This is a genomic window from Novipirellula aureliae (assembly GCF_007860185.1).
GTDB classification, from domain to species: domain Bacteria; phylum Planctomycetota; class Planctomycetia; order Pirellulales; family Pirellulaceae; genus Novipirellula_A; species Novipirellula_A aureliae.
Genome location: NZ_SJPY01000003.1, coordinates 472,564 through 484,917, shown reverse-complemented (window position 1 = coordinate 484,917; position 12,354 = coordinate 472,564). Strand labels below are relative to the sequence as shown.

Genomic DNA, 12,354 nt, shown 5'->3' with positions numbered 1-12,354 from the left:
CGAAGCGGAAAGCCGAATGTTGCGGAATCGTTTATTTTCGCAAACCCCCTGATGCACCAGCGGGCCACCTATCGGAGGCAACGAATCACACCCTCACCAGTGCTGACTGGCTGCATCTGCCGGCAGGGTGGTTTGGCACTTTTCTAGAAATCGTGTTGTAACACTGTCATTTAAGGGGCCCACTCGACTTTCGGATTGATTTCGTTCTCCACAGCGAGCCTCCCGCGGCATAATCCGCATCCCTTCCCGCCGGGCATCACTAACTTATCCCTAATCGTTAGTGATGCCCTTCTTCTAGTACAGCGGACAATTGGAAGAGTGAAGCACGATACCCACATCATGTATTCGAACATCATTCACTTGACCGAGCGCTGCGGCTAGAAGCGACAGCCATATATGGCACGAAACTACAAACAATGAAAGCGAGATGAAGATGATTCAACATGTAATGATGGGTATCGGCCTGACTCTAATGCTGGCGGTATCAACAATGGCCCAGGAGCAGCCGCTGGCCACAAGCGTCAGTAGTACGCGGCAAGCGGATCCGCTGGGATCATGGAATGACGGACCGACCAAAGCGGCGATCCTCCAGTTCGTGCAGGATGTCACCAAAGAGGGTGGCCCGAAGTTTGTGCTGCCTGAACAGCGGATCGCGACCTTCGATCAAGATGGAACTTTATGGTGCGAACAACCGGTAGTGCAGTTTGAATTCGCTGTCTATCGCATTAAGGCGATGGCAGGCGATCATCCCGGATGGAAGGAACAGGAACCGTATAAATCTGTGCTTGCCGGCGACGTGCAACGTCTCGTTGACGATCTGCTCAGCGGCGGACATGAAATTCTGAAAGTGATCGAAACATCCCATGCCGGTATGTCGGTGGAAGAGTTTGATCGCCACGTCAGGGATTTCTTTGCGACCGCCAAACACCCGAAGCTCAAAGTGGCTTACACACATCTCGCCTACGCACCGATGGTTGAGTTGCTGGCTTACCTCCGTGCCAATGGGTTCAAAACCTATATCTGTTCCGGCGGCGGAATCGATTTCATGCGAGCCATCTCGGAAGAAACCTATGGGATTGTTCCGGAAAACGTGATCGGGACTAACGGCCGAAATGAGTTCAAACAGGTCGATGGCAAGTGGCAATTGTTCAAGACGGCGGACCACCTGTTCTTCAATGACAAGGCGACCAAGCCCACGGGAATTGATTTGCACATTGGTCGCAAACCGATCTTTGCAGGCGGAAACGTTCGCAGCGGTGGCGACATCGGCATGTTGACGTATTGCCACAGCAACACTCTGCCTTCATTCCAATTGCTCGTTAATCACGATGATGACAAACGTGAATTCGCCTACGCGGAAAAAGACAACGCTTCGCTCAAGCAGGCGAAGGCACAAGGTTGGAACGTCGTCAACATGAAGTCCGACTGGAAGACCATATTTTCAAACGATTAACCAACCGGGTGAGATCGAACTGTGAAGGAGTCGTGACTGGGGCTTCCAGCCCCAGTTCAGAAAAAACACTGTGGCTGGAAGCCACAGCCACATCTGATGGAGTAGGAATTGACAAACATTCTTTACGCAAGGCACAACAATGCAAAATGACACTTCAAATAGGAGAAACAACATGGTGAAACCAATTCAATTCATCCTTTTCGCGATGGTCGCGGCGCTGCTGGTTTGCAACAACCAGACTGCCACGGCGCAAGACGGAGCCCAGTACAAAATGGACAGAACGGTTCTGCCTATACAGCCACCGACATACGCACCGATTGAGGTGCTGGACGCTCGAGATGCCACCAAGCCTCCGATGTTTCAGATCAAGCCACCCGCAGGCGCTCCCAACGTCGTTATTGTTTTGATTGATGACATTGGCTTCGGTGCGACAAGCACTTTTGGTGGAGCCATTGAAACACCGACCTTTGATCGTTTGGCAAATGGCGGTTTGCGCTTCAACCATTTTCATACCACCGCTTTGTGCTCCCCCACAAGAGCCGCCTTGTTGTCAGGCAGGAATCATCACGAGGTCAACGTCGGTTGTGTGATGGAAATTGCCACCGGATTTCCTGGCAACCAGGGCGAACGATCGAACGACGCGAAATACTTTGCAGAGACTCTGCGTCACAACGGCTATAGCACAGCCGCATTTGGCAAATGGCATGAAACGCCCACCTGGGAGGTATCAGTTTCCGGACCGTATTTCCGCTGGCCAACGCACTCCGGATTTGACAAGTTCTATGGCTTTATTGGCGGCGAAACCAACCAGTGGGACCCCGTGATTTTTGACGGCGTCACGAAAGTCGCAAAGAAGGACGATCCCGATTATCACTTTACGACGGACATGACTAACGAAGCCATCAACTGGATGAAATTCCAACAAGTCATGACTCCCGAAAAACCGTTCTTCATTTACTACGCGCCGGGAGCCACACACGCTCCGCACCACGCTCCCAAAGAGTGGATCGAAAAGTACGATGGGAAATTCGATTCTGGCTGGCTCAAGTACCGCGAAGAGACGTTTGCTCGTCAAAAAGCCATGGGCATCATTCCAGAAAGCACCAAGCTGGCTCCCATGCCAACGGACATCAAGGATTGGGAAAAGCTAAGTGACAAGGAACGCGAATTGTTCGCCCTGCAAATGGAGGCGTTTGCCGGCTTCGCCGAGCACACCGACAATGAAGTCGGGCGGCTGGCCGATGCGATCGACGACATGGGCGCGTTGGACAACACGCTGTTCATCTACATCATGGGTGACAACGGCTCCAGTGGCGAAGGCGGCCTGGAAGGAACCTACAACGAACTGGTTCACCTGAACGGCATTTTTGATGCGGAAACCACCGAAAGCATGTTGGCTCGCGCCGACGACTGGGGTGGCCCGAATTCGTTCCCGCACTTTTCAGCGGCGTGGGCCGTAGCTACGGACGCACCGTTTACCTGGACCAAGCAAATGGCCGCCGACTATGGTGGCACTCGCAACGGGATGGTCATGCACTGGCCGAAAGGAATCAAAGCAAAAGGTGAAATTCGTTCGCAGTGGCACCACGTCAACGATGTTGCAGCGACTGTCCTGGAAGCAGCGAACCTGCCACAGCCAACGATGGTCAACGGCGTCAAGCAGAAGCCACTCTCTGGAGTGAGCATGTTGTATGCAACGGACAATGCAAACGCCAAAGATCGACACACGACCCAGTACTTCGAGATTTTTGCCAACCGCGCGATCTATCACGAAGGCTGGCTGGCGCGTGTCGTACACCGTGTGCCATGGGAAAATGATCCCATTCACACTTTGCAAAACGACGTGTGGGAACTCTTCAATGCGGAAGAAGACTTCAGCCTGACGAACAATCTGGCTGACAAGCATCCTGACAAACTGAAAGAGATGCAGGAACGGTTCAAGAAGGAGGCCATTGCCAACAGTGTCTACCCGCTGGATGACCGGTCTTACGAACGCTTCAACGCAGCCATCGCTGGTCGACCTGACCTGATGGGTGACAGAACCAGCCTGACCCTCGGCCACGGTATGACGGGGATCCTGGAGAACACCTTTATCAACGAGAAGAACACGTCGAAAACGATCGTTGCCAATGTGGATCTAAAAGGGAGTGACCGAGGTGTGATTCTTTGCCAGGGCGGCAAGTTCGGCGGCTGGGCTTTGTACATGGACAATGGCAAACCCGCTTACACCTACAACTGGTTCGGCCTGAAGAGTTACACCATCACGTCCCCGAAAGCGATTGATAAAAAGAGCGCCGAGATCCAATTGGTCTTTGACTATGACGGAGGCGGCAACGGCAAAGGAGGCCAGGCCACTCTCTTTGTGGATGGCGAGAAAGTCGCCGATGGTCGAGTCGAGAAGACGCAACCCGCGGTTTACTCAGCCGATGAAACAGCCGATGTCGGCATCGATGAGGCTACGCCCGTGGCTGACAAGGTCTTCAAAAATGCTGAGGACTCGGAGTTCACCGGACGTGTGAACGACGTCACGATTAGCATCCCGGCGAAGAAGAAGTAGAAAGCTTGAACGATGCATGAGGGGCATGGAGCATGCCCCTTGTGTGAGTCTCATGACCATATCGCCCGTGACGGCTAGGAGTGGAACCGAATTCAAGAGTATATCGGAGCCAATCCTGCAAAAGCCGGTTTGAGTTCGAATGCGTTTGTTTTACACACAGCGAGGTACGCACTCCATTAACGTGTCTGTGGCTTCCAGCCGCAGTTTGATGGCTGGACAAACACTGCGACTGGAAGCCACAGACACGACCGAGTTGATTCATCCTTCAAACAACAATCAAACAAGTGAAGATGAAAACCAAAATGAAAACAATGATACCAAACAAGATCCGTTGCTACTTTCCGGTGTCACTTCCACGGAGTAAACTGAATTCCAGTTCAGACCATCCGATTTCGAGACCGCCAGTTTTCTAGGAGTATTCCCAGTGAGCACGAGTGAAACTTACAGAGGAGTTGTGCATGGCTCGACCGTAGTGCTTACGCAGTCGCCGAATCTTCCTGATGGGGTATAAGTGAATGTGATCATCGAACGTCATGTGACCCGATGCGAACCACTACCCTATTCGGTCTTGAATCTACGCCGTGTTCCGGTGTCGGTCTACGAGGAAACAGTAGAAGCTTCGGAGGAGGAAGCGGCGGGGGATGCGAAAGGCTGTGGCGAAGCTGGTTGTAAGGGGAAATTGAAAAAGCAAAATTGACAATTGCAAATTTGTGGGGCAGGAAAGGACCAAGATCAACGGATCGTCGAGGCGAAGACTCGGAAGTAACCAGTGCTTTTCCACCATCACCCTAACCATTTTGCATTTTCAAATTTACAATTTAACTTTTTCAATTTCCCCCGCTCCCTCCCTGTCTCCCCATCCACGGCGTTTGCTTCCCTATTCCACTACGGTATATTTTATGGGCAAGCAAAGTTCACCTATACACCACCCGAATAAGTTTAAGCACTGTCATGGTCAAACTCAATAAACGAGGTGCGCGCATAACGATAGCGGCACTACCCATAGGGTAGTTTTTTTGGAACTCAAAGTCCAGTGAATTGTTTGCCGCCGGCACTTCTCGGTCAGCAAATCTAAAGAAAAAAATTCCGCAAACTGTTGCAGATATTTTTCGATCCAAATTTTCCGGTGGTCGAAGTTTTTGCCGGACACTTGGTCATTTCCCATCAGGAAACAGCGTCGGCAGGTCCGATTGTAGAGATGGCCGACAACGACCTCATGCGGATCAAACACCTCGCTACGTGCCAACCGAACCATCACACACCTCCCGAGAGAAAAGCATCAGCAGAATCACCAGGAATCGTATACCTCGGTTAGGGAAAAGGCAAATCCACCGGATTCAAGCTCTGTCCCCATACTGAAGGGGAAACTTACCGAATGGAATGATGAGCGTGGCTTTGGCTTTATTGCTCCACTAAATGGTGGAACGCGGGTCTTCGCTCATGTCTCTTCATTCTCACGCCACCATCGTCGGCCGGTCGTCGGTGATTCCGTTGACTTTCTACTCTCGACCGATCGAAACGGCAGGGTATGCGCTGTCGACGTTGCTATCAAAGGCACGCGGCCTCGCAAAGCTAAGGCAGCCGATACCGTTCAGAAAATTGGATCGATTCGAGTCGCAACCGCGGCAGCATTTGTGGTGTTCGTTGCGGTTCTGACACGCACACAATACATTCCAGAATACGTGCTATGGGTGTACTTGGGCATGAGTGCCGCAACGTTCGTGGTCTACTATTCGGACAAACGTGCTGCCCAAAAGAGCAAGTGGCGAACTCAGGAATTCACACTTCATATGATGGCTCTGACTGGCGGTTGGCCAGGTGCGCTCATTGCGCAAGCGATCTTCCGACACAAAACGCGGAAACAATCATTCCTGGTTCTTTTCTGGGCAACGGTCGTCCTTAATGTTGCTTTCGTGGCGTTGCTTCTATCTCCCCTGCAATGAACGGTAAGGGGCAATGAACGGTAACGATGAGGGACAGGTAACGATGAGGGACAAGAACGATGAGGGACAAGAACGATGAGGGACAGGTAACGATGAGGGACAGGTAACGATGAGGGACAAAGAACGATGAGGGACAGAGCATAAGCCTCGTGTGCCTGACTTTTCTTGCCGCAAATCGGCGTTGACCTGGGAGGGGGCCGCGCGTTATCGGAGCGGTTCAGGGCGATTTTTTTGCCTTTTGATGTTTTCATCAATTGTCGGTTTCGACAATCCCTTTCCGTGGCCGTACAAGTATCCTCGTGGCAAAGCCTCGCAACACCAACGAACGAATAACGACAAAATCCATTGGTTTTCTAGTGCCGATGACGTTTTCTGTTGCATGGTTGCTGGCGGCGTCGGGTTGCCAAAGTCGTGCTCACAACGATTTGTATCGGCAACGGATGGCTAGCGAAATACGCGTTCTTGAAGACCAATTGTATGACGCGGATTATCAAAATCGCGTTTTGCGAGAAAAATTAGAACGGGCGAAGCGACAAACGGTGGAACCAGCTGGCCCGCTCGATCCGCAATCGGACGGCCCCAAATTGAATGCTGTCCCACCATCGGCTTCGACGCCACCCAGCGATTCATTTGATCTCGAGGGCGAGTTTGATGAAACGATGATCGATCCAGGAATCGCAGATCCCGATGCATTGGTTCCCAGCGATCGATTCGAAAGTCCCTTCGAGGACGAACCGTCTTGGGAAACCGACCGTTCACAATTACCGTTGCCGCCACCAATCGGTGGTCCCGAACCGCCGGGTAAATCAGACACGGAGTTTTCGCCGATTGAACCGGGGGAATTGCTGCCGCCACCGAACCCTGGCGGCGAAGAGTTGCCGGCACCACCGGGACAGATTCGTCTACCGGATGCCGTGAAGGCAACCGAACCCAAACGATCAACCCCCGAACGGTTGGAATTGCATCTCGGTTTGTCAGGAGCGAAGTTGCCTGACACAGCAACCAACTCGGACACACCCGACGGGTTGTACTTGGTGGTCCGTGCCGTTGATCGCTTGGGGGCAGCTGTCAATTTGCAAGATTTTGAGATTGATGCCGAATTAACCGTTGTTGTTTTGGACCCACAGCGAGAAGCATCGGAAGCGAAAATCGGCCGTTGGGAATTTTCACCTGAAGAGGTGAAAGGGCTGACAAAATCGAGACCTGTTAGCGGGCTTCACATTCCAATCGAATGGCAGCAAGAAGAACCGCTTGGCGAAGAGGTGATCGTTCACATCCGACTAAGAAGTGAAGCGGACGAAATGCGTTGTGAAGGGCATGTAAAAGTAACCGAATCGGCGATGATCGCTAAATGGCTTCCCCGTGCCGATTCGAAAGAGGAAGATGTAGATGTAATCGCTCGCTAGATGTCAAAACGTTAGCCAACAATCACTACACCGATGACTGCGTCTGTAGGCTACGCTGCAACCGGACGGGCTTACAGGTTGACCAGAATGTCCAACATTTCGGCCGCCGTCGAGATCACTCGCGATGACGCTTGGAATGCTCGTTGGTACGCGATCATCTTGATCGATTCCTCGTCGATATTGACGCCAGTGATCGCCAAGTGTTGGCTCTGCAGCGATGAATAGTAGTTCCTTAAACCCTCTGCTTCACTCGCTTGCAATCCCACACGTTGGCCGAGGATCGAAAGCGTTCCTTCGTAGAGGCCTCTGACACTACGTCCTTCAAGGTCATCGAGAGGCTTGTCGACCAGATCGAGTAGATTGGTCAAAACGTCAGTATCTTCGCCGATTCCACCTTGGCTGATTGCTAGCAGGTCGCTGTCCTCTTTGAGTGCTTGGTTGACATCGATGTCGACAGCGTTCCTACCTGAAAAGAAGGTGTTGATCCCTGCCGCGGCCAAGAAGCCGCTGGTGTCATCCCCAAACGTAAATCCGGCCGTGGGTGAGTCCGAAAGGATTTCGATATTTCCATCGCGACTGACACTTGCCGAGATCCCTTCGATGGCATCGATGTCCGATACGATTGAGTTGATGGTTGAGTCGGTGACTTGGCCCAGACGCCGGACTTTGATCTGGTGCGTCGAAACGACATTCCCCTGATCGTCGACAACGTTCATATCGAACGTCCCATTGTCGGGAATAAAGGGTAATCCAGCGACATTGAGTGGCACCCCCGCTTCTCCTTTGGAGCTAGAGGTAACCGCTTGGAATGCTTGGCGGCCTTGTCCTTGCGAATGGACTTCGTTGACGCTACGGATTAGGGCTGCGGCCATCGTGTCGAGTCGATCGACATAGTCGCCGAAAACTCCGTCGCGCGCTTGCATCGACGCAGACAGTTTTCCACCGGTGACTTGCAGCGGGGAGTCGGTTTCGACGATACGAACCTCTTGTCCACCGAGTTCCTGGTTGTATTCGCTGTAGACATCACGATGGTTGCTGTTACTTACCAAGTAGTCACCGCCGACGAAGACGTTGATCGCACCGCTTTCTTGTTCTTGATAGTTGATCTGCACGTACTCGGAAAGCGATTCGAGATCGAGATAGCGTTGGTCGCGTAGTCCGGTCGCATCACTGTCCCCGCCTCCCTCAATCGTGGCGATTTCGAGGTTCAGTTTGGCAATGCGTTCGGTAAGGCTATTGATTTCACTCGCCATTTGCTTCATTTCACCGTCCCACGACCCTTGTTGATCGATCGCGTTTTGGCGGGTCTGGCGGATGTTGCTTGCCAGCGTTTCACCTTGCAAAACCACAAATTCTCGCAGCGAAGCGTCGCCCGGTTGAGCCGACAATTCGTGAACAGAGTTGTTGAACTGAGTAAATTGCTGGCTAAGCCCCGTGTTGTCCAGATCAGAAGACAGGTTTTCGAGTTGGTTGAAAGCTTTTTCGAGCGTTTCGGCACCGACGACGGCCGTTTTCGCGTTCATCATCCGCTCGGCTAAGGCCTTGTCGACGATTTGAACGATCCCGGTCGGCAGTACTCCGTGCCCCTTGATCAGGTTGCCTTCACGGGTCGACACCGATGCCGCCTGCTCTAACTGTTGGCGGATATATCCAGGAGTGTTGGTATTGGCGACATTATTGCCGACCACTTGTAGCCCAAGCTGTGCGACATCGAGTCCGCTTTTCGCCTGTTGAATTGTTCCCAGAAGGCCCATACCGTTTCCTTAACGACTGAAGAATCGTCTACATCGTTATATGGATCGGCAAATCAGGGCGAAAAGTTTACCTAATCGGCACCGTTGGACTTTGTTCGTCAATTAGACTTGCCTTTGCCGACGAAAAATGGCTATTGGTGAGGTTCTGCAGATGCAACGAACTTGAGAATGACCGCAGTGCGAAAGGATTCGCGATGAAGACAATGTTTTTTTTGAAAAAGGGCTCCCGAGGCCTAACGGCAATTCTTGCGGGTATGTTGCTCGCTACACTGATGCTAACCCAACCCGGTTGCCTGGGTATCGTGTCCAATCTGATCCACGCCAGTGGGGCTGACAAAATTCCCGCCGACTACAAGGATTCCAAGGAGCTCGAGGATTGTCGCTTGGCGATTGTCACCTTGGCCGACAACAGTGAGTATTCCGATAATATTTCAGCACGTTTATTGAGTCGATACGTTGGCGATATTCTAATAAAAGAACTCGACGATGTGAGGCTTGTTCGCGAAGATGAGATAGCCGATTGGCGAGACAGTCATGGATGGGACACTGTCGACTTTGCTGAAATTGGCAAAGGCGTCAAGGCGGACAAAGTGATCGGTATCGAGCTCCGCAATCTAACCCTTCGCGACGGACCGACGTTGTACCGAGGGCGTAGCGACGTCAGTTTGGCAGTGATCGATGTGGCTTCGGGAGACGTTCTTTATCGCACCGATTTAGATCAGTTCACCTATCCGGTAACGACGGGCCAATACACCAGCGAAACGAATGAAACAAGATTCCGAAAGTTGTATCTTGGAATGCTGGCGAAACAGATCGGGCGTTCGTTCCATCCCTACGACTTTAGTGACACGATCGCCATCGATGGAACCATTGCCAGTCAGTAGGCCAGGCCTACGGTAGCTCGAATCCTTCGATCGCGTCGATGGAAGGAGCTCCATCGCCGGCTGGCATTGCGGCCGGTTGGCCAGCATTGGGAACTTGGTTTTCATCTACCGGTGGAATCGCTCCGGCATTCGCTGGGATTGCGTTGCCGGGAGCAGCATTCTCCGCTTCTGCATTCTCGGGTCGGGCATTCTCGGGTCGGGCATCCTCGGGTCGGGCATCCTCGGGTCGGGCATCCTCGGGTCGGGCATCCTCGGGTCGGGCATCCTCGGGTCGGGCATCCTCGGGTACAGGGCTTCCCAGGCTGTCTCTGGCTTCGCGTTCCTCGCGGTCCATTTTCACGCCTTGCTTTTCCAGATCTTCTTTAATGATCCGCTTGGCCTCCTCGCCGGCCAGTTCGCGGAGAATCTCTTCCTGGTCCAAAAGCACGTTGTAAAACTCGGAATTCGAGAGGATGTATCGATCGTTGACGAGTGTCAGAACCGGCTCCATCTTTTCAATCAACCACTGTTGGACGACCCTTTTTTGATCCTCAGGCACTGCACTAAACAGTCCCCCTGTGCCAACGTTTTCTCCCACGTTGGGGCGACCGCTCGCTCCGAGATAGAGTTGTTGAAACAAATGGTTCAAACGTTTTCTTGAAGCGACGATTTCGAGGGTTTGTGGATCGTATTCAGGGGTGGTGATAGCGCCCCTTCGGCCTCTCATGCCTCCAGCTCCTTCCATGTCAAAATCATAATCCTCTGTCATTCCCATGCCCATGTCGGAGCGTCCACCCCGAGTTGGCCTTGCTCCGCCACCTCGCATACTACCCCCGCCCATATCCATTTCATCCCCATAATCGTACATCTCTCCGCCACCCATTCGCCCGCCGCCCATTCGTCCACCAGTCGGTCGGCCCGTGCCACGGACGGGAGTTTTCGTCTCTTCGATGATTGCCGACTCGGGTGAGGAGGGTTGCATGGCGGCCGGCGCTGGTGGTGCGAGCGAATCGAAGTAGTTGATTTCGTCGCGGAAAGCTTGCCAAACTCTCACGGTCCAGCTGTCGACGACCTCGCCAGCGTTGGGCACTTGCCCAGCCAACTCTTCGCTTTTCATCGCACCAAACCTGGCGGCCGAGTGCAAGGCAATTAAATTGTCGCGATCCAAATCGGTGCTGATACTGACCAATTCCTTCGCAATCGCAGGCCCGTTGTCGGTTCGAAGGTACTCCAAAATATCGACGGCATAGCGTTGCAGAAAAGCGTGAGACTTTTCAGTCCGATCGTCTGGCGTCGGTTCCGAAAGCAAGTTGTTCATCAGGGTCGCTAATTTCGTACGGTCATCCGCTGAGATGATCGGGAACGTGTAAACGACATGGCGACGAATGCCCTGCAAAGCTGCGGCTCGCACCCCTTCACTATTCGCCTCGTTTTCATAGAGACGAATCAAAATCGGCAGAGCGCGACGCAGTGGCAGCGGAGGCCGCTGGTTCGATGGATCGGCTTGCCGTTCGTCAAGCCGCGCCAATGCAACAACGGCATTGATTCGAGCGATCTCCGAATAGTTGCCTTCGGCGATAGGCTGCATGCCTTGAAAAATCCACTGCAGAATGTAGGGAGCGCTGGGGGTATTGCTGCGTTGGGCAGCGAATAAGTAGTCAAGAGCTTGCTGAGTCAACTTTGATGCTTTGTCGTAAGCATCCGGCTGTGTGATCATTGCTGGCACATAGTCTTTATAGTATGCCTGGGCCACGCGACCTTCGGAAAAGCCAGCGGGGGCTTCACGAAAACGCGAAAAGCTCCTCGCGGCACGATCCATCCGATTGATGACGTTTTCTTGCTTAAAAGCGTCGACCAGAGGAATGACATCGATCTTGCCGTTTCCTGCCCCACCCGCCTGTGCGGAGGATTTCACGCAAAAGGCACACATACATCCTAAAATCAAAAACAGAAACAAGAGAAAGAGCGATTGGTGATGTCGCGAACTCGTTTCCGCAAAACGGTGGTTCGTGTGGCCCGTGGTCGTGTTGACTGTCGTGTTGGCTGTCGTTGTGGTTGCCGCAAACTGCGTCATGGTTATTTCACTTAGATCGTAAGAGAAGCAATAGGTGGATCTATTATCATCCAAGGACACCACGATCGTCAAATGTTTCTCCGAGAGCGGTCGCAATAATCTCAGCAAAATCGAGGAGATAGGCGGAAAATGCCGTTTCCAGGCCAAAATTGCCAGAGGGCATTCTTCGAGAGTCGCTTTCACGCTGCAAAAACCGCTGTCCTTCTGGTTCGCGATCCGCTCGGGCTCGTTCATGATCCTGTTGGGGCCTCTTGAGACTTCTTGGGGCCTCTTGGGGACGAAAGGCGGCAATCCGTGAGTCAAC

Annotated in this window: 10 protein-coding genes; 7 read left to right on the top strand and 3 right to left on the bottom strand. The window is 52.7% G+C overall.

The features are described from left to right. The first annotated feature begins 433 nt into the window (after positions 1–433). From Q31b_RS11135 to Q31b_RS11120, 4 genes are all read left to right on the top strand, one after another. The gene (locus Q31b_RS11135) at positions 434–1,453 is read left to right on the top strand and encodes an HAD family hydrolase (protein WP_231617477.1); all 1,020 of its coding nucleotides are present in this window, start codon (positions 434–436) and stop codon (positions 1,451–1,453) included. 172 nt (positions 1,454–1,625) lie between these two features. Beyond that, positions 1,626–4,010 carry an arylsulfatase gene (locus tag Q31b_RS11130; protein ID WP_146599745.1) on the top strand — a complete coding sequence of 795 codons (2,385 nt, stop codon included), beginning with the start codon at positions 1,626–1,628 and terminating at the stop codon, positions 4,008–4,010. A gap of 181 nt (positions 4,011–4,191) precedes the next feature. Beyond that, positions 4,192–4,374: a hypothetical protein gene (locus Q31b_RS11125; protein ID WP_146599744.1), complete on the top strand. Its 183-nt coding sequence runs from the start codon at positions 4,192–4,194 to the stop codon at positions 4,372–4,374. Positions 4,375–4,521: 147 nt separating this feature from the next. After that, positions 4,522–4,707 (top strand): hypothetical protein, encoded by a 186-nt coding sequence (locus Q31b_RS11120; RefSeq protein WP_146599743.1) that lies wholly within the window; start codon positions 4,522–4,524, stop codon positions 4,705–4,707. A gap of 264 nt (positions 4,708–4,971) precedes the next feature. On the opposite strand, the gene Q31b_RS11115 is transcribed toward Q31b_RS11120, so the two are convergent. Continuing rightward, entirely contained in the window at positions 4,972–5,265 is a 294-nt protein-coding gene (locus Q31b_RS11115; RefSeq protein WP_146599742.1) for a hypothetical protein, read from the bottom strand. Between Q31b_RS11115 and Q31b_RS29625 the strand changes: the two genes are divergently transcribed. Together Q31b_RS29625 and Q31b_RS11100 are read left to right on the top strand one after the other, a co-directional pair. Further along, the gene (locus tag Q31b_RS29625; protein ID WP_390622324.1) at positions 5,264–5,953 is read left to right on the top strand and encodes a DUF1294 domain-containing protein; all 690 of its coding nucleotides are present in this window, start codon (positions 5,264–5,266) and stop codon (positions 5,951–5,953) included. The two genes, Q31b_RS11115 and Q31b_RS29625, sit on opposite strands and share 2 nt — an antisense overlap. A 362-nt stretch (positions 5,954–6,315) precedes the next feature. Next, positions 6,316–7,359, top strand: coding sequence for a hypothetical protein (locus Q31b_RS11100; protein WP_231617476.1), 1,044 nt, complete (start codon positions 6,316–6,318; stop codon positions 7,357–7,359). Between the two features lie 71 nt (positions 7,360–7,430). Here the strand turns inward: Q31b_RS11100 and flgK are convergent, their stop codons facing one another. After that, a complete protein-coding gene (flgK, locus tag Q31b_RS11095; RefSeq protein ID WP_146599739.1) occupies positions 7,431–9,113 on the bottom strand; it encodes a flagellar hook-associated protein FlgK in 1,683 nt (560 codons plus the stop codon). A 194-nt stretch (positions 9,114–9,307) separates the two neighbouring features. Between flgK and Q31b_RS11090 the strand changes: the two genes are divergently transcribed. Next, complete coding sequence (locus Q31b_RS11090) at positions 9,308–9,997, top strand: hypothetical protein (protein WP_197171344.1); 690 nt, start codon at positions 9,308–9,310, stop codon at positions 9,995–9,997. A 7-nt stretch (positions 9,998–10,004) separates the two neighbouring features. Here the strand turns inward: Q31b_RS11090 and Q31b_RS28140 are convergent, their stop codons facing one another. After that, on the bottom strand, positions 10,005–12,284 hold the full coding sequence (locus tag Q31b_RS28140; protein WP_197171342.1) for a hypothetical protein: 2,280 nt from the start codon (positions 12,282–12,284) through the stop codon (positions 10,005–10,007). Positions 12,285–12,354: the final 70 nt, after the last annotated feature.